The 19224-nt window shown below is 41.4% G+C and carries 15 protein-coding genes; 1 reads left to right on the top strand and 14 read right to left on the bottom strand.

Annotation, left to right across the window (positions count from 1 at the left end):
* Nucleotides 1–18 precede the first annotated feature (18 nt).
* The 5 genes from QM382_RS00470 to QM382_RS00450 all read right to left on the bottom strand — a co-directional run bounded on the left by QM382_RS00470 (nucleotide 19) and on the right by QM382_RS00450 (nucleotide 7353).
* Entirely contained in the window at nucleotides 19–564 is a 546-nt protein-coding gene (locus QM382_RS00470) for a restriction endonuclease subunit S (RefSeq protein ID WP_414272085.1), read from the bottom strand.
* Nucleotides 561–1763, bottom strand: coding sequence for a restriction endonuclease subunit S (locus QM382_RS00465; protein ID WP_414272084.1), 1203 nt, complete (start codon nucleotides 1761–1763; stop codon nucleotides 561–563). Before QM382_RS00465 ends, QM382_RS00470 begins: the two co-directional genes overlap by 4 nt.
* Nucleotides 1763–3331: a type I restriction-modification system subunit M gene (locus tag QM382_RS00460; RefSeq protein ID WP_414272083.1), complete on the bottom strand. Its 1569-nt coding sequence runs from the start codon at nucleotides 3329–3331 to the stop codon at nucleotides 1763–1765. The genes QM382_RS00465 and QM382_RS00460 overlap by 1 nt, the downstream gene beginning before the upstream one ends.
* A gap of 171 nt (nucleotides 3332–3502) precedes the next feature.
* Nucleotides 3503–4669 carry an AbiH family protein gene (locus QM382_RS00455; protein WP_414272082.1) on the bottom strand — a complete coding sequence of 389 codons (1167 nt, stop codon included), beginning with the start codon at nucleotides 4667–4669 and terminating at the stop codon, nucleotides 3503–3505.
* A gap of 38 nt (nucleotides 4670–4707) precedes the next feature.
* Nucleotides 4708–7353 (bottom strand): DEAD/DEAH box helicase family protein, encoded by a 2646-nt coding sequence (locus QM382_RS00450; protein WP_414272081.1) that lies wholly within the window; start codon nucleotides 7351–7353, stop codon nucleotides 4708–4710.
* Nucleotides 7354–7489: 136 nt separating this feature from the next.
* Between QM382_RS00450 and QM382_RS00445 the strand changes: the two genes are divergently transcribed.
* Nucleotides 7490–8116, top strand: a complete 627-nt coding sequence (locus QM382_RS00445; protein WP_414272080.1) for a TVP38/TMEM64 family protein — start codon at nucleotides 7490–7492, stop codon at nucleotides 8114–8116.
* 35 nt (nucleotides 8117–8151) lie between these two features.
* Here the strand turns inward: QM382_RS00445 and QM382_RS00440 are convergent, their stop codons facing one another.
* From QM382_RS00440 to thrB, 9 genes are all read right to left on the bottom strand, one after another.
* Nucleotides 8152–9306 (bottom strand): MFS transporter, encoded by a 1155-nt coding sequence (locus QM382_RS00440; protein ID WP_414272079.1) that lies wholly within the window; start codon nucleotides 9304–9306, stop codon nucleotides 8152–8154.
* 179 nt (nucleotides 9307–9485) lie between these two features.
* The gene (gene ftsX, locus QM382_RS00435; protein WP_004251331.1) at nucleotides 9486–10412 is read right to left on the bottom strand and encodes a permease-like cell division protein FtsX; all 927 of its coding nucleotides are present in this window, start codon (nucleotides 10410–10412) and stop codon (nucleotides 9486–9488) included.
* Nucleotides 10405–11097: a cell division ATP-binding protein FtsE gene (gene ftsE, locus QM382_RS00430; protein ID WP_004251332.1), complete on the bottom strand. Its 693-nt coding sequence runs from the start codon at nucleotides 11095–11097 to the stop codon at nucleotides 10405–10407. The genes ftsX and ftsE overlap by 8 nt, the downstream gene beginning before the upstream one ends.
* Before the next feature lie 15 nt (nucleotides 11098–11112).
* Nucleotides 11113–12208, bottom strand: a protein-coding gene (gene prfB / locus QM382_RS00425; protein WP_414272078.1) for a peptide chain release factor 2 whose coding sequence is annotated in 2 segments (ribosomal slippage) — nucleotides 11113–12135 and nucleotides 12137–12208 — 1095 coding nt in all. Because the reading frame shifts where the segments join, the coding sequence is not laid out codon by codon here.
* A 173-nt stretch (nucleotides 12209–12381) separates the two neighbouring features.
* Nucleotides 12382–13647, bottom strand: a complete 1266-nt coding sequence (locus QM382_RS00420; RefSeq protein WP_414272077.1) for a TRZ/ATZ family protein — start codon at nucleotides 13645–13647, stop codon at nucleotides 12382–12384.
* A 120-nt stretch (nucleotides 13648–13767) separates the two neighbouring features.
* A complete protein-coding gene (locus tag QM382_RS00415; protein ID WP_414272076.1) occupies nucleotides 13768–15516 on the bottom strand; it encodes an ABC transporter ATP-binding protein in 1749 nt (582 codons plus the stop codon).
* Nucleotide 15517: 1 nt separating this feature from the next.
* On the bottom strand, nucleotides 15518–17242 hold the full coding sequence (locus tag QM382_RS00410) for an ABC transporter ATP-binding protein (RefSeq protein ID WP_414272075.1): 1725 nt from the start codon (nucleotides 17240–17242) through the stop codon (nucleotides 15518–15520).
* 49 nt (nucleotides 17243–17291) lie between these two features.
* A complete protein-coding gene (gene msrB / locus QM382_RS00405) occupies nucleotides 17292–18230 on the bottom strand; it encodes a peptide-methionine (R)-S-oxide reductase MsrB (protein WP_414272074.1) in 939 nt (312 codons plus the stop codon).
* Between the two features lie 124 nt (nucleotides 18231–18354).
* A complete protein-coding gene (thrB, locus tag QM382_RS00400; RefSeq protein ID WP_414272073.1) occupies nucleotides 18355–19224 on the bottom strand; it encodes a homoserine kinase in 870 nt (289 codons plus the stop codon).

The following is a 19224-nucleotide window of genomic DNA, read 5'->3' as shown; positions in this document are numbered from 1 at the left end:
TCGATATGATTAAGGAATTTATCTAGTAAAGTTTAATAATTGTTCTCTCCAGTATTCGTACTGTTTCTGTCTTAGTTCAATTTCCTTTGGGAGGCCATCAGAAAGAGAGTTGGTTAAGGTGTTGAAATGGTCAAGAATAGAGACGATTCTTTCTTGTTCAGCAAGGGATGGTAGATAAAAAGTAACTTTATCAATAGCATCCTTAGATAATCTAGGTATACTTGCCTTTCGAACCTGTGATTTGAGCCTATCTTGCTTACTTAACAAAACATAATACATAAACTTATCTGAAATAATATCTGATGTCTCTAGTGTATAGACATCATCTGCTGCCCAAAAGTCCGTATCGCTATACCCAATTTCACCAGCTGCTCCTGCACATATAATAAAACTAGTTCCTTTTGATCTGTTTGAATATGTAAAATATCCTAAAGGTGTCAAACTGTTCTGATAAACCGGAAAACTTCCTGAAGTAGTTAGCTGATTTCTAACAAGACGTTTCCCTCGTTGTAAATTGATGACTTGCCCCAAATTCACCCGAATTGGTCCAAATACCCAGTTCAAGAGCCTAATGATGTCTTGTCTGTACTGTACTGTACTGTACTGTCAGTGTACTCGCCTTCGGCGACGAATGTCAAGAGTTTTTCTCGGAAATATTCGTACTGTTTTTGACGTAGTTCAATCTCTTTGGGTAGTCCAATATTTAAGTCGTTACAAACCGTATCAAAGTTGTCTAAAACTTGAATAATGCGAGATTGGATTTCGAGGGAAGGGACTGGGATTTTGAATGATTTTATCACCCCCGCATTAATATTAGATTGCGATCCTTGTCCCATTGATTTTAATGCTTCGTAATTATAAGTCAACCAGTGGTAAACATAACGATAATTTGCTATATCTTCATCTACCTCAATGTTACAACATGCTTGATTTGTTGTTAATGGAATCTTGGCAATACCTACTTTCGCAGCAGTTGCTCCATACATAGCCACTATAACCGCATTTTTTTCAATCCATTTAGCTGATGAATTCGCTAGACCTTCTTCTGTTATACTTAATTCTGTACCATAAATCTCCCGAAAATCTACCTCTTGAGTTCTAAGCCAAGGAATTGAACCGCCATAATATAAACTATTTGATCTATCTGGTGTCCCTCCAGACGTTACCTTTTTAGAAACATCTAGGATTGTCTTCCACTCAACCTGATAAACCTCATCCTCAAAGGACAAAAGTTTATCTCGATAATAAGAATATTGCTTTTTACGTGAGGTCAATTCTGAGGTCAATTCTGAGGTCAATTCTGTAACATAATCGGTAAATTTGTCAAGTATTTGCACGATTTTTTCTTGAATTTCTTCACTTTGAGGAATTGGTATAAGAGTAGTTCTTGCTTTACTCCAATGTCTTTTATAATTTCCTTCTTTCTTATAAAAATTACAAAAGCAATAGTATATATATTTTGCTTTTATGCCACTCTTAGGTTTCAAAATTTTTAAACCATCAGCTCCTTGAACAAAAGCGAAATCTATATATTTTACATGCTCTGAGTGATCCCCAAAAATAATATATTCATCCTTTTTCAGATATTTTCCATAATCTGAAAAACCTGCAATGAATTGTTCCCCTTGATCAACAATTGGTATTTCCCCTGATACTTTATACTCCTTTTTAGTTAATTTTACTGGACTTGTAACAGTATCAGTCACTTCCCCCAACTCTTTCCACTCAACGGGACAGTTTTGGATTTCTTCTAGGATATTCATCATTTACCTCCTAGTTTCTCTACAATCTTATCTATCTCAGCACGTAAGTAGTCAATCTTAGTGACGGTCTCAGCGATTTCTTGATTGAGAACATCAATATCAATCTTTTCACGTGTATCTTCTTGTTCAACATAGGTAGAGACAGAAAGATTGTAATCCTGCTCCGAACCAATCACTTCATTATCAACAAGAGCTGCTTTATAGTCTACACTTTGGTAGTTAGTAAATAATTCAACGATATGCTCAATATTACTATCCGTCAAGACATTGTTATTGGTCTCTTTTTTGAACTCCTTGCTCGCATCGATAAAAAGTGTTTTATTTTCTAGTTTATTCTTCGCCAACACTAAAATAGTGGTTGCGATAGAGGTTCCAAAGAAGAGATTTTCAGGAAGTGCAATCACTGCTTCAACAAAGTTGTTATCTACTAGATACTGACGAATGGTCTTCTCAGCACCACCACGATAGAAAATACCTGGAAAACAAACAATGGCTGCTCGACCTCTGTTAGATAAGTGATTGAGACTATGCATGATAAAGGCAAAGTCAGCTTTTGACTTAGGAGCTAATTTACCAGCTGGCGCAAAACGGTCATCGTTGATAAGAGTTGGGTCTCCATCTCCCACCCACTTGACTGAGTATGGAGGGTTAGAAACAATAGCATCAAAAGGTTTTTCATCCAAATGCTGAGGATTTAAAAGGGTATCTCCTCGCTTAATATCAAAGTTGTTGTAGTTGATATTATGTAAGAACATATTCATACGAGCCAAGTTATAGTTGGTCATATTGATTTCTTGACCGAAAAATCCATCTTCTAGAATATGGTCTTCGTATTGCTTTTTCATCTGAAGCAAGAGTGAACCCGAGCCACATGTTGGGTCATAAACCTTGTTGATTTTGTCCTTACCAACCATTACCAAACGAGCCAGCAATTTAGACACTGTCTGAGGTGTGAAAAATTCACCACCACTTTTACCAGCATTGCTCGCATAGTTGGAAATCAAGAACTCATAGGCATCCCCAAAGGCATCAATGTCATTTTCCTCAAAGTTGCCAAAGTTAATACTATTGATACCATTTAGGATATCAGAAAGGCGTTTATTTTTTTCTGGAACAGTTCCACCAAGGATGTTGCTTCGTGTGTCCAAGTTATCAAATAAGCCTTTGATATCATCCTCTGACTTGAATCCAATCGCCGATTTTTCAATGTCTTGGAAAATATTGGCTAAATCTTCGTTTAAATTTTCATTTTGTGACGCATTCTTGACGACATTTTCAAATAATTGACTTGGAAGAATAAAGAAACCTTTATCCTCAACTGTCCCTGGTTTGAAATCTTGCTCAGCTTCTTGGTCACTCAATTCAGCATAACTGAATTCTAAATCGCCAGCCTCATGCTCAGCGTGATCAAAATAGTCTGCCATATGCTCAGAAATAAAGCGATAGAATAAAATTCCCAATATGTATTGCTTGAAATCCCAACCGTCTACAGCCCCACGAACATCGTCCGCAATCGCCCATATTTTACGGTGAAGCTCCTTACGCTCTGCACTTTCTTTATTTGCCATTTTTACTTCCCTTAATTAATGTATTATCCTTTCTATTTTATCATATTTTAGACAGTAAAAAACAATCGAACTAAGAAAAACCACTCGACATGAATAGATCGAGTGGGGTACTAAATTTTTTAAAAAAATTTTACTATTGTTTTCTAAAAATTTAATTACTTTTTGACTTTATTAAGGAATCAGGACCTCTTTCATACCATCCTTATCATCACTCTTTACAAATACAACATTCTGTGTCCCTGTTAATTCTATCAGTTTTTCTTTGCCAAGGATGATTGCGAGATTCTTAATAATTGAACGTTTAGCTTGCTCATCAAAATAAGTGAAAATAAATCGATAAGGATACTCACCTATCTTTGCTAATTCAAAACATTTTTGAAATATCTCTTTATCTAAAGGATCTACTGAATGGCCAAAAATAATTATATTTTTAGCCGCTTTATGTTCGTGACGGAAACTGTTTTCTGTACCCGGCACATGTAAATATTCAACAAAATAGCTTGAGAGAAAAAACATCTCAAATTTATTGCTTGTTTCTTTAACAACTCTTTGATAATATTTCTGGTATGGAATCAAATCACTATTAACATCATTTCCCTTATCCTCAATTCCAAAGACTATAGTATTGATTTGACTGAAAGTTCTATCTAAATCAATTCGGCCATGTATAAAATGAGTTCTTTCTTCAACAGTTTCAAATAAATAAGCTGACGTGTTGGTATAATTAAAGTTTAAAACATAGGTATGTGATAAATTAGGTACTGCATCTAAAGCTGTTGGTCTTGCTTCAATTCCTCGAATCTCAAAATCTATATAATCTAAATACGACAGATAGATTTCTAGTAGTTCAATTAGTAAATCAAGTTGCCGGATAAATTCATTATTTAATTTATCCAATGCAACTTCTCTTTCTAAAGAACTCCAGCCTTTTCCATGAAATAGTGAAAAAAACAAATCTGAAATATATAATTTTGACCTATAATTTTTTTCTTGTAATAATTTCTCCTCCAGTAACCCAGTTTGTCCTGTAGTAGTAACTTTGAATAGTAAATCATTATTCTCCTTATAATACATTATCGCATCTGCTAGTTGTGAAATCATAATTTCAAGGTTAGACCAATTTTCTCCAAGTCTATCTCTATTTTCATTAATAAATTTCAAATACAAATTATCTTTGTATTTATCAATCCTTATATTTTTAACTTTTAGAAACTCTATCAATTTCTTATCGCGATTAGAAAATAATTGTTTTTCAAACTCAATAAAATCGGTATACTTCGTTTTTCGCCCCATTGCAATATCAAATCCATTGCCTAAAATTAGAATTGTCTCTGTCATAATTATTTCCTTTTTTCTTTATATAAATAGTCTTCCCCCTACTTCAACGCACTCTTAACCTTCTTTTTAGTGATGATGCGGTCATTTTTGTTGGCTAGGGATTTGAGTCTGGCTTCGAGTAGGATTTTTCGGCCTGCTTCGTTGCGAGTGTAGACGAGTTGGTAGTTGCCTATATGCGGTGCGACGGCATTTTGGATGAGCTGGGAATCTTCCTTGCGTTTTTCAAAGAGGCTAGGAACTACGAAATACTTGGATTGGCCGACTGGTGCTTTTTGAGCGACTAAGAGGTAGCGTTGATTGTCCACAGGGGCAAAGAATTCTCCTAAAACCCTTGAAAAGAGTTCCTTATCTCGCATGCTGCCACCTTTTAGATAGGCAAAGATGTTAAAGCTTTCCTTGTCCTCATCGACCTGCACGCGCGACTGGTCATCAGACAAATGCCCGACAGTCACCATGGCTTTGCGAATAGCTTCACCGATCTGGCGCAAGCGTTTATAAGGACTCTTGTAGCTGTAATAGCGAAAGGCTGTGATGGCTAGGAAAAGGACACAGAGAGCTGTCAACCATGGTAAGGCAAAGAAGCTTATCCTAAATACATAGGCTAGAATACTGATAGCAGATATCATCAGAGCATAGCGAAGCCACCTTTCAGCATCCGCTAGAGCAAGCAGAGGGATTCGTTTGCTGTCGGTCGCCACTTCGTTAACAATCTCAATCTTGTCAGCAACAATGAGAGATTCCTGCCATTTTTTACGAAGGGAGGCACGATCTTTGGATAGTTCCATGATCTTCTCGTTATAGTCTTCGAGTTTCTTTTTCTTAAATGGGAACTCAGGAAAGTTCAAGCGATCCAGACCTGTTTCAATGGTATCTTCCTTATAGGACAAGCCAAGGAAATGGTCCATACGACGGGCAAGGGTTTGTAAGTCCTGATATGGATTGAGGTCTAGTTCCTCTTGATCCTCCTTAGAAAAGGCTGGATTTTTGTACGGTTTGATGGCTACTAGGTGCCAGATATTACTAGTCTTATCTGGATGCCCTGGCCAGATACGGATGGCACGGCCCCGCATCTGATTGCTGAGCATAAAGCTTCCGACAAAACTTCCGAGGATGAGAGAGTTGACACAAGGTGCATCCCATCCTTCTCCCAAGAGAGACTTGGTTCCGACCAAGACCTGGATAGAACCACGTTGGAAGAGTTCGGTCACTGCTGCGACCATCCCTTTAAAGCTAGATGGAAAGCCTACTTGGAGATAGGACTCTTGATCAAGCTTTCCAATGGCAGAGAAGCTTAAGCTAGTGTTTGGGATGAGTGTTTGAAGTTCTGCCTTGACACTAGCAGGTATGATCACGACACTACCAGAAAGGACTGCTATAGGGACAGACAAGCCTTGCTTTTGTGCACTTCTGCGAATAGTTTCAAAGTACGGGAGGACGCCTAATTGCGTGATTGGTGCCTGGGCATCTCCCAGATAACTGGCAAAGTCCTTGCGAATATAGTCTGCCAAGACCAACTGTCTCAAGTCCTTTCCTAGACTAGCATACTCGGTCTCAAAGATAGATGCAATCCCAGCTAGTTTTCCTAGAGATTGGTTGAGGATTTGGTCATTGGCCTTGGATTTGACCAAGAGAACTTGACGTTTTTCAATCAGTCCTCTTGATTTCAGTTCTGCTTCTATCTTTTTCCTTGTCTCCTGCGGATCCTCATACCAGTCAGGAGTCTGATATAGAAGGCCTTGCAAGAGAACTTCTAGCCAGTAGTAATTAAGGGCAGGCAAGCCTTCAGCTCCCAGTAAATCTTGTAGATGCTTGGGAATTTCCTGCTTTTGAGCCTGTAGATAAATGAGGAGGGCTGAGAGATACTTGGGATCCTCAAGGAGCATATCCGCAGAGATTTCCCCTTTGAGAACCTTGGAACTCCGAATCAACTCTTGGAAGTCAGGATCAAGGACTAGTTGACTGACATACTGCCACTTGGTGTCCTCAAACTCTTCCAAGCGCTTGTCCTCTTCCTTAGTCGGAAAACAGATATAGACAAAGTCCTGATGAGGGCAAAGAGTGTCTTCCTTGACCAGTTCTGGGACTGTGATTTCTTGGTCAATCTCGCCACACATCTGGAGATAGCGATCCCAGAGTTCTGGTTCACTGTCATAAGGCGGTGTCGCAGTAAGAGAGATGACTTGCAGTTGCTGGTAGTTTTTACGGAAGTCTTCTAAGCTTTTCCACCATTCATTTCTCAAGTGATGGCATTCGTCCAGACAGAGGGTTTCGACACCCCTTTCTTTGAGTCTGGCAAGCAGGTCAAAGCCTACAAAATCCTCAACCTCGCCGTTATCTTCTTGAGATTGCACCTGTTGCATAGCACTGTGAAAAGCTTGATAGGTGGCAATGGTGATTTGCTTCATGTCCTTGAGATTTTGAGACACGAGACTTGTGACCTGGTTCTCATCCTCTAAAAAGGCCTGGCGAATCCTATCCACCCATTGTTCCCGAATGGTAACCGTCGGCACTAAAACCAGAGCTGGCTTATCAAAGCGAGCAATCAACTCAATCCCAATGGTTGTTTTCCCTGAACCAGGCGCTGCCACCAAGTGGACATGGCCATCTGCCTGGTATTCTTGAAAGTTTTCTAAGACCTGCTTTTGATAGTTGCGCCAAGTGCCATTAAACTTCAATCCTAACATGATTTTCCTCATTCTAAGCTGTCATTTTCTTATTCCCATTTTACCATACTTGAGACTAAGTCACACGAAGTTTCCCATGTAGTCTTTCTCCTCAAAATATGGTATAGTAGAATCATACTATTAGCGAGGAGTTTACATGTCATCCGATAAACAAATGAAAGCTGTCTCTCCCCTGCTGCAGCAAGTTATTAATATCTCATCTATAGCAGGCGGTGTCGGTACCTTGATTTTCTGTATCTGGGCCTATCAGGCGGGGATCTTGCAATCAAAAGAAACCCTATCTGAATTTATCCAACAGGCTGGTGTCTGGGGTCCACCACTCTTTATCTTTTTACAGATTTTACAGACAGTTGTTCCCATTATCCCTGGTGCTCTGACATCCGTTGCGGGTGTTTTCATCTATGGACATATCGTGGGTACTATCTATAACTACATTGGTATCGTCATTGGTTGTGCCATTATCTTTTACCTAGTCCGACTCTACGGGGCTCCCTTTGTCCAGTCGGTCGTCAGCAAACGAACCTACGACAAATATATCGGCTGGTTAGACAAGGGTAATCGCTTTGACCGTTTCTTTATCTTTATGATGATCTGGCCTATCAGCCCTGCCGACTTTCTCTGCATGCTGGCTGCCCTGACTAAAATGAGCTTCAAACGCTATATGACTATCATCATCTTGACAAAGCCTTTTACCTTAGTTGTTTATACCTATGGCTTGACTTATATCATCGATATTTTTTGGCAGATGCTTTCTAATAAATAAAAAAACTCAAGGAACTTACATCCTTGAGTTTTTTGTTAAACTTCTTTTTTCAATAAAATAGAAACAATGACTGATGTTGCAATCATCCATGCTCCTAGGATAATAAAGGTCATTCGACCATCCATAGTCACCAAGCCAATCCCTGAAAGAACGAAGGGTGTTAATGATGCTCCAAAAGAACATCCCAAAACAGCAAATGAAGTTGCTTTGTTGAGGAGTTTTGCAGGAATTTTCTCAGAAACCAACTGAAAGACTGTCGTCAGAGCGATACTGTAGGCAAATCCTCCCAAGATAGAACCTGCAACCACCACCCAGAGTGATGGGGAAAGAGCAATGATGATTTGCCCTATCCCAAAAGTGACACCAGCGACCAATAGAAGTCTTTCCTTGAAGGTCGAGATCAGGAAAGAAAAGCTGATTCCAGCTAGAATCCCAATCAACTGCATGGCACTAAGTACCAAACTGGACAACTGAGCATCCCCAAAACCCGCCTCAATCATGAGACTAGGGATACGGAAGGTGATAGCTGTGTTGGTACAAACGATGACAGACGCTGCAATGGCTAAAAAGAAAATCAGACGTTTCATGGATGGAGTCAGCTGCTCTGCCACTTCACTTTTATGCATAGCATGGTGGTCCTCGCCATGTCCATAAGGAACAAAGAGGAGAAAGAGAACCAAGACCACCAAACCAGCCGCATAGGCCAAAAAGCTAGCTGTCCAGCCAAATGCTAATAGTTGACCAACTGCTAAGGTTAAGATGGATGCTCCTACGACTTCGGCTGACCCACGAAAACCAAGCATTTGGATGCGGGTCTTTCCGTGGTAGCGTTCACTGATGATGGAGATAGCCTTGGCATTGAGCATACCGACACCAAGCCCGAAAAGTAGGCGAGTCGCAAAGACAAAATAGTAACCCTGATACCAGAAAGGCGCAGTCCCGCTAATCGATAAAATCAAGAGCCCCAAGGTTAATTGGAGGCGTTCAGGGAAGAGGCGTTCTAGCACTCCATTTAGGAGAAGCATAGCCATAATCCCAAAGGAAGGAAGGCTAACCAAGAGCTCCACTTGACCTGTCGAATAGCCCTGATAATAGTCAAACATGGCTGGCAGAGCACTAGAGATTGAAAACGACGTAATCAATACTAGTGATAGGGAGAGAATACTCGCCTTTTCTAAAAATTGTTTCATCTTTTCCTCATTCATTGTTCATTTTTCATATTAGTAAAAAGGTCCTTTCCTATCATACACTCTTTAGCCAAAATTGGCAAGCGACTGAGCACCAAGACCAAAAGAAAAAGCGGGGCATCAAGATCTGTGAAGTCTTGATGACATTCCACTTTTTTATGTGTTTTATCCAGTTATGTGACTTAGATTTTCAAGAATCTACGCATTGAGATTCCTGAACCAAGTGAACCGATACAGATTCCGATGAGGAACAAGAGACCGATCATCAATGGAATAAAGGTATTCGGTGTAATCAAAGATAGGTTTTGACCAACCAAGGATGGGTTGACAGATTGGAACACTCGGTTATAGATAAAGTAAACCAATGCTGATGGGAGAGCTGCTCCCAACAATCCGATAAAGGCACCTTCTAACAAGAATGGGCCACGGATATAACCGTTCTTGGCACCAACCAAACGCATGATTTGGATTTCACGGCTACGTGAAATGATGGTAATACGGATGGTATTTGAAATCAAGAAGACTGCGATGAAGATCAAGAGTCCTGCGATGACCAATCCCCATACACGGATGAAGGAAGCCAACTTGAAGAGACGTTCGGTATTGGCACCACCGTCTTGAACTTCAGAGACACCTTCGATTTTCTTAGCTTCTTCAGCTACAGGTTTTACATCACTTGGTGAATTGGTATCTACGATATAGGCATCATGAAGAGGGTTTGCATCTCCTTCAAACACCTTCCACTCATCACCCATAGTTTCAGTCAGCTTTTGGTACTGCTCTTCTTTACTTGAGAAGGTTACATTTTTAACAGCTGGCAGAGCTTTAAGGGCGTTATAGACCTTGTGGTAGTCATTGTTCGTGACTGTTTGGCCTTCTTTTACAATGGTTTCACTGTTGTCTTCAACGTCTTTACGAACATAAACCATGACGCGGACGTTGTTTTCAATATCAGTTGCTAATTTCGCAGTATTGAAGATAACTGAAGCAAAGATAGCAACCAAGGTCAAGGTAATCATTACTGAACTGACAGCAGCAATGGTCATCCATCCATTACGCTTTAAACTTTTTAAAGCTTCGAACAGATGGCGGAAAAATCTACTAATCATCGTATCCGTACTCTCCTTTCGCTTCATCACGTACCACGCGACCATTTTCGATGGCAATAACGCGGTGGCGCAAGGTATTTACGATTTGGCTGTTGTGGGTCGCCATCAAAACAGTTGTCCCTTGAAGATTGATACGTTCCAAGAGGTTCATGATTTCCCATGAGTTATCTGGGTCCAAGTTTCCTGTTGGTTCGTCGGCAATCAAAACCTTAGGATTGTTTACAATAGCACGCGCAATGGCGATACGTTGTTGCTCACCACCTGAAAGTTCATTCGGGAATGAACGAACCTTGTGCTTCAAACCGACAAGGTCCAAGACTTCCATAACACGTTTTTTGATGTTACGACGACTTTCACCAACAACCTCCATAGCGTAAGCAATGTTCTCATAAACGGTTTTCTTTGGCAAAAGTTTGTAATCCTGAAAGACTACTCCAACGTTTCTACGCAAGAACGGAATATCTTTCTTTTTAATCTTAACGAGGTTATAACCTGCAACTTGCAAGCTTCCTTTGTCGATTTTGACCTCACGATACAAGGCACGGATAAAAGTTGATTTACCAGCACCTGAAGGTCCTACGATGTAGGCAAATTCTCCTGCATCGATATTTACAGTGATGCCACGTAGGGCTGTTGTCCCGTTGTCGTATTTTTTGACAACATCTCTCATTTCAATGATTGACATGTGACTTCCTTTCTTTTAACTGATACGCCATTTCAGATAAGCATCGATGAAACCATCTAGGTCTCCATCCATAACCTTATCTACTTGCGCTACTTCAAAGTTTGTACGATGGTCTTTTACCATTGTATAAGGCGTAAATACATAGGAGCGGATTTGGCTTCCCCATGTAATTTCCTTTTTCTCACCCTTGAGCGAGTCTACCTCAGCAGCTTTCTTTTCCTGCTCCATCTGGTAGAGTTTTGCCTGAAGCATCTTCATAGCACGATCACGGTTTCCGTACTGAGTACGGTCGACGGTTGATGCTACGACGATCCCTGTCGGAATGTGAGTCAAGCGGACACCTGTTGAAACCTTGTTGACGTTTTGTCCACCTGCTCCACCTGAACGGAAGGTATCCATCTTGATATCATCCTCACGGATGTCAACTTCGATAGTATCATCCAACTCTGGCATAACTTCTACAGAAGTAAATGAGGTGTGGCGACGTTTAGCAGAGTCAAATGGTGAGATACGGACCAAACGGTGAACTCCCATCTCTGACTTGAGAAGACCATAAGCATTTGGTCCTTCAAAAGACAAGGTTACTGACTTGATTCCTGCCTCATCACCTGCTTGGTAGTCTAAGACCTCAACCTTGAAGCCTTTGGCATTTCCATAGCGAGTATACATACGAAGGAGCATATCGCCCCAGTCTTGAGCCTCTGTCCCCCCTGAACCAGGATGGATTTCAAGGATGGCATTGTTGTGATCGTAGGGTTCTGACAAGAGAAGGGTCATTTCGTAGCTGGTCATCATCTGATCTAACTCAGAGAGTTTCTCAACTAGCTCATCCTTAACGGATTCATCCTCTGCCAAAAAGTCTAGTAAAATCTCAACTTCATCCTGCAACTCATCCATCTTGTGGAAGGTATTATAGGTATTTTTGAGTTCGTTTAATTCTTGCGACGTTTTTTGGGCCGCAATATTATCGTTCCAAAAATCAGGTTCTGTCATTTTGTTTTCCAAAATGGCAATCTCTTCCTCTAAGTCTTCGAGGTCAAAGAGACCCCCTGAAAGAAGCTAATTTTTCACGATTTGCGTCAATTTTTTGACGAATTTCTGAAATGTCCATACATACTCCTTTTTTTGCATCTTATTATTATACCACAATTTTTTTTTTTTATCTAATAGGTGTTTTGCTAATTTAGTATCAATATATTTCTGCAAGACATCTACTCGCCTGATTTCTAGCAAAATTTTAAAAACCTCACAAGAAATTTCCTATGAGATTTCGTAAATTTATGCTTATTTTTGCATGTTCACAGTCAGCACTTGACCGTCTTTCACGACTTGTTCACCAGCGATATAGACATCATTAACGTCACTAGATTTGACGGCATAAACGAGGTGAGATAGCATGTTTTCTTGGGGTTGGAGATGGATTTTTCCTTGGGGTTGGATGACTAGGAAATCAGCTTGCTTGCCAACTTCCAAACTTCCAATCTCATCTGCCATTCCTAACACCTTAGCACCCTCGATTGTCAGGGCCTTGAGGGCGGTTTCGATTGGAAATTGGCTAGCATCACCACTCTTCATCTTCTGTAAGAGTGCTGCAGTCCGTCCTTCCTCAAACATATCCAGGTTATTGTTAGAAGCAACTGAATCCGTCGCAATACCAACTGCTACTCCTGCCTGTTGAAGTTGAACGACTGGTGCAATCCCTGATGCTAATTTGAGGTTGCTGATAGGATTGTGGGCTATAGCTACTTGTGAATCTGCCAGGCGCTCAATTTCTCCTTCATTTAACTCCACACCATGGGCAAAGACAGCTTTATGGTCTAAATAGCCGAGCTCATCTAGGAAGGCTAATGGGCGTTTGCCATAACGTTTCAGGATAATGCCTGACTCTTCCTGTGTTTCTGCAACATGGATATGAAGAGGAATGTTTTCTTCTTTTGCTAGCTCAAGACTTGCCTCCAGCAAATCTAGACTACAACTGTAGGGCGAATGAGGGGCCACCATAACCTTGAAATTTGGGTCTTGATAGCCTTTGATTGTCTCGATAACAGCTCGAGTTCTGGCTATAGTTTCAGCCGTCGTCTCCACGTCTGAAGAAAAGAGGGTTGGAGAAAAATAGCAACGCATCTTGGATGCCTTGACTGCCTCATAAATCTCAGCTATATCCACTCCATTAGGATTGTACATATCATTGAAAGTTGTCGTTCCTGACTGGAGCATCTCTGTTAGCGCCTCTTTGACGGCCTTTGTAGTCATCTCTGGTATGAACTCTGCTTCTGCTGGCCAGATATAGTCCTCTAGCCATTCGTGGAGATTGCTATCATCACGAATGCCCCTCAAACCTGTCATGGCAGAATGGGTATGGCAGTTGACCAAGCCAGGCATGATCCAGGCTCCCTGATAGTCTATAAGCTGTTCAGCTTGATCTAAGATTTCTTGTTTCTCTTGGCCGACATAGACGATTTGGGATTCTTTAATAGCTAAAATCCCATCCAAATAGACGTGGAAATCTTGGTCACAAGTCACGATATTTACATGCTGAAAGACTTTCATCAATAGGCTCCTTTTCTAAATAGGAATTCATACTGGATAATTTTTCTAGCTATTGTAACAAAAAAGTCACCCGAAGGCAACTTTTCTTGTTTGTTCATAGGCATTATAATGGCTTTCCCATTATTCTGGGCTAAAAGCTGCTGCTTGCTGCATTTGATAGTATTTGCCTTTTCTCGTCATGAGTTCCTCATGATTGCCATATTCGACAATATCTCCATCGACCAAGACAAGAATCAAATCAGCATCTTGAATGGTCGATAAACGGTGGGCAATGATAAAGCTTGTTCGCCCTTTCATGAGTTTGGCAAAGGCATCCTGAACCAGCACCTCTGTCCGGGTATCGATGGATGAGGTTGCCTCGTCCAAGATCAGAATCTTAGGAATGGCTAGAAAGACGCGAGCAATGGTCAAAAGCTGAGCCTGACCAACAGACAAGGATTCCCCTGCATTTTCGAGCTTGGTATCATATCCCTGTGGTAATTGTTGGATAAAGAAATCCGCATTTGCTGCCTTGGCTGCTGCAATGACCTGCTCTCGGCTAGCATCAGGATTGCCAAAGGCAATATTGTCATGAATGGTTCCCTGCTTGAGCCAAGTTTCTTGGAGCACCATCCCAAACTGCTGTCGAAGAGATGCTCTAGTATAGTCGTAAATAGAATGACCGTCTAGCAAAATATCTCCTGAGTTAATCGGGTAGAAACGCATGAGGAGATTGATAAGGGTAGACTTCCCAGCACCCGTTGGTCCAACGATAGCAACCTTACTACCAGCTGGAATATCAATAGACAGATTCTTAATCAAGATCTTTTCAGTATTGTAACCAAAAGAAACATGTTTAAAGGAAATAGCTCCCTTGACTTGGTCGCTGTTCAATTCTTTAAGACCTGTTTCTGTAACCTCTGGACTTTTTAGAACAGCATAAACACGTTCTGCACAAGCTAAGGCGCTTTGCAACTCGGCTAAGACTGATGAAATATCGTTAAAAGGCTTGGTATACTGCTGCACATAGTTCAAAAAGGTCACTAAACGCCCAACCGTCAAAGTAGAACCCGCCATGATACGTAAGGCTCCAACACCAGCAAGTAGGGCATAAATGAGGGCATTGACAAAACGGGTGGAAGGATTGACTGTCGATGAATAAAAGATAGCCGACTGAGAATAACTTGCGTAGTTGTCATTTGCCTCATGAAGTCTCTCGATAAATTCTTCCTGAGCATTGAAGGACTGGATAATGTTCTGTTGGGTGAGCGATTCTTCTATCAACTGAGTCTGAATCCCCCTAGTCTCTGTCTGCTTTTGAAAGAGATGGTAGGATTTCTTAGCGATAAAACGTGAAATGACCATAGATAGAGGTGTTAAGAGCAGAACCAAGAGAGTCATCAATAGATGAATTTGGAGCATAGCAAGGATGCTGACCAAAATCATCAAAACTCCTATGAAAAATTGGTTAAAAATCATATTCAGACCCGCTGCCAACTGCTCGATATCTGTCGTTACACGGCTGACCATTTCCCCACTACCTTGCCTATCTACAAGGGCAATCGGAAGACGATGGAGCTTTTCAATGATTTTTTCGCGCAAATCTCTGGTATAAGAGAAAATCAGTCGATTATAGAGGAGAGGATTGGCCCATTGTACCAGCGTATTCCCAATGACCACCAAAATCATCTGGAGGAAAATCTGCCAAAATAGCTGGGATGAACCATCGACTAGGACTTGGTCAATCACCTGTCCTATCAAGATTGGCAGATAGATTGATAGGGCTACCTGAGCAATGGTACTCAAGAAAGCCAGGAAAAGAAGGACGGGATGACCAGCTAAATCTTTTGCTAATCGTTTAAGGGTTTGACTTGCATGTTTACCTTTCATTCTAGTCCTCCTTTCCATGTTGGGATGCATTGATTTCACGATAGACTTGGCTAGTCTCCATCAATTCCTTATGATTTCCAAGTGCTAATTGCTCCCCTTTCTCCAAGAGAAGAATTTGGTCTGCAATTTTCAAGGTTGAAGTTCGTTGGGAAATCAAGATTAAGCTGGTGTTTGGTAGGTTATCTTGAACAGCCTTCAGAAGATTGGACTCAGTAATGGTATCAAGAGCCGAAGTCGCATCATCCAAGATGAGGAATGGTGCTCGACGCAAGACTGCCCGGGCAATCGATAAACGTTGCTTTTGCCCACCTGAGAAATTACGGCCTCCTGCTTGGACCTCTGCATCCAAGAGTCCTTCCTTGTCACTGACAAAATCCTTGGCCTGGGCAATTTCCAAAGCCTGCCAGAGTTCTTGGTCAGAGACAGGGTCTTCCATACCCAGAGTCAAGTTAGAACGAATGCTTCCCTTAAAGAGTTCAACCTTTTGAGGAACATAGGCTATCCAGGACCGCCATTCAGAAAGATTGCGAGGACTACGTCCATCTCGACAAAGGGAAATGCTTCCCTTATCTGCCGGATAGAGGCCAAGTAGGACCTGTACCAAACTTGACTTACCAGAACCAGTCCCCCCGATGATTCCAAGAATTTCCCCTTCTTTCATTCTAAAAGAAATATCTCTCAGAGAAGGTTGGGCAGCATCTGGGTAGGTAAAGCTCAAGTGTTCAACTCGTAAGGACTGGTTCGAGGTAGTTTCTTTTTGAGCAATTTCTGCCAGTATATCTTCAGGCTTTTCAGCGAAGACTTCTTCAATCCGCTTGGCTGATATATAGGACTGGTTGAGTGAATTAATCAGCATGGCTAGTTTAATCAACTCTACCAAGATTTGTAGAAGATAGTTAATCAGGGCAATCAAGGCACCCTGACTGAGCCAGCCTCCCTGGATAGAAATATAACCATTCCAGATAATCACCAGCAAAGTTCCGTTGACGATCAAATAGGTCAAGGGGGTCAAGAGACTGGACCAGTAGCCTGTTTTCATTTGGATAGCCATATAGATTTGGTTTAGTACTTGGAAATGTTCAATTTCTCGTTTTTCTTGACCAAAAGCACGAATCACACGCATCCCTTGTAGTTGTTGGCGCGTTTCCTGAACCAGCTGGTCTGTTTTCTTTCTCAAACTACTGTATAGGGGATTGACCAAACGTGATAAAACGACAATGACAAGGGTCAAAATAGCAACCATGACCAAAAACCAGAAGGTCAATTCAGGCGATAGTCGATAAGCCATAAAAATGGCACCGAAAACAATAATAGGCGCTCTTAAAAACAAGCGCAAGAATTGATTGATTCCTGTCTGAATCTGATAGGTATCTGAAGTCAAACGCGTCACCAAACTCGAGGTCGTTAAACGGTCTCTACTATCCTTGGGCAAGGAAAGAATATGACGATAGAGGTCATTGGTCAACTCCTTAGTAAATCCTACTGCTGCCTTGGCTGAGTAAAACTGAGCAACTAAGGCTACCAAAACGCCGATAACCGCAAAAACAAAGAGGAAACCCATTTGCATCCAGAGGTGACCCTGATCTTTTTGGGGGATAGATTGGTCGACAATCCCAGCTATCACCATGGGAACCAAGAGTTCAAAAACGGCTTCTAGTAGCTTAAACAAGGGCGCTAGGAAAGACTCCTTGAGGTAGGGTTTAAAGTAAGAAAGTAAGTGTTTCATGTGTCCCTTCTATTTCCAAAATGAAGAAGGTGGAAAAACCACCATCTTTTTACTTATTCAAATATGGAAGTAGGTAGCCATAGCCAGCCTCTTCCATTTCATCCTTAGCGATGAATCGTAAGGATGCAGAATTGATACAATAGCGTAAACCACCTAGTTCACGAGGGCCATCTGTAAAGACGTGCCCCAAATGAGCATTTCCTGAACGTGAACGAACTTCGATTCGCTCCATACCATGACTCAAGTCCTGGTAGTAATGAATGAGTTCCTTGGAAATAGGACGGCTAAAGCTTGGCCAACCACAGCCTGAGGCAAACTTATCCTTGGCAAAGAAGAGGGGCTCGCCAGTCGTGATATCGACATAAATCCCTTCCTCAAAAGTTTGGTCATAGGCATTGCTAAAGGGAGCTTCCGTCGCTGCTTCTTGGGTAACTTTATAAGACTCTTCTGACAAATTTTCTCTTAAAACTGCCTGACTAGGTTTTTCATAGTTGGCGGCATCTATGAGTGGTTTCTCAGCATCCCTCACATCGATATGGCAATAGCCACCAGGATTTTTCTTGAGATAGTCTTGGTGATAGTCTTCAGCCAAGATGTAGTGACGTAGTTTCTCCACTTCTACTGCAATTTTACGACCGATGAGGAGTTCTTGTTCGCGAACTACTGTATTGATAGTCGGTAAATCCTCTTCATCTTTGTAATAAATCCCTGTGCGGTATTGACGACCACGGTCATTCCCTTGTTGGTTGACAGATAAAGGATCAATGACTCGGAAATAATAGAGTAAAATCTCACGGAGCGAGACCGCCTTCTCATCATAAATGACTTGCACAGTCTCTGCGTGATCTGTTTCTTTGATCAGTTGATAATTGGTGGTTTCTACCTGACCATTGGCATAACCAACACTTGTTTGCAGCACTCCAGAAATACGTGAAAAGTATTCTTCCAAGCCCCAAAAGCAACCACCTGCTAAATATATTTCTGCCATTTCAAATCCTCCTTGACCGTCCAGCGGTCGCTAAACACGGGAAACATTTCATATCCCATGTTTCATTTTCAAAAAAAGGACAGGAAGCCCTCTAATAGAGAGTTTCCCCATCCTATTGTTCTGTTTATTTTTCTTCGACGCGAGCGCCTTGAGTATCTACTTGCAAATCATGAAGCTTGCCTTTGAAAGGTTGCTTTTCAAGCTCAGCCTTAATTTTAGGCATCTTGTCAGGATCAGCCAAGACCATAACAGTCGGACCAGCACCAGACAAGTAGGTCGCATAAGCACCATTTCTCTTGGCAACTTTCTTGATCGTCGCAAATTCTCTCACCAGTTCTTGACGGTAACGCTCATGGAAGAGATCGTTCTCGATGGCTTGGCCTGCTTTGACCATATCTCCAGTCAGTAGGGCTGCAATAGCCACATTGGCGATAGAACTTGCCGCAACGGCTTCCTTATAAGATAGTTTCTTAGGCAAGACACCACGACTATCTCGAGTTCGCAATTCATAGTTTGGAATATAAGCTAGGAAAGCACACTCTGGGAAAGGCGCTACCACTGCTGAAACCTGACCTTCGACTGAGCTTGCAATGACGAGATTTCCATAGATAGCAGGTGCAACATTATCAGGGTGTCCCTCAATCTTAGTCGCCAACTGTAATTTTTCATGTTTGCTTAGCTTCAAGTTTCCTAGTTGATTTGCCAGCTCAATCCCTGCAACGATGACTGAACTAGAAGAACCTAGTCCACGTGCAAGCGGAATATCACTGACCATTTTCAGACGTCTTGGTTGTAAATCTGGAACAATTTGTAGAGCAATCTTCAGCAAAAGATTACGTTCATCACGTGGAATCCATTTGCCTAATTGGTGCTCAATCATCCATTCTTCACGTTCCTCACAAACCTGAATTTCTAGATACTTAGTTACAGCTACACCAACAGAGTCAAAACCTGGACCCACATTAGCACTTGTAGCAGGTACAATAATCTTCAT

The organism is Streptococcus infantis, from assembly GCF_047465185.1.
In the GTDB taxonomy this organism is placed as follows: Bacteria; Bacillota; Bacilli; order Lactobacillales; family Streptococcaceae; genus Streptococcus; species Streptococcus infantis_O.
This window is presented reverse-complemented; position numbering and strand designations above follow the sequence as displayed.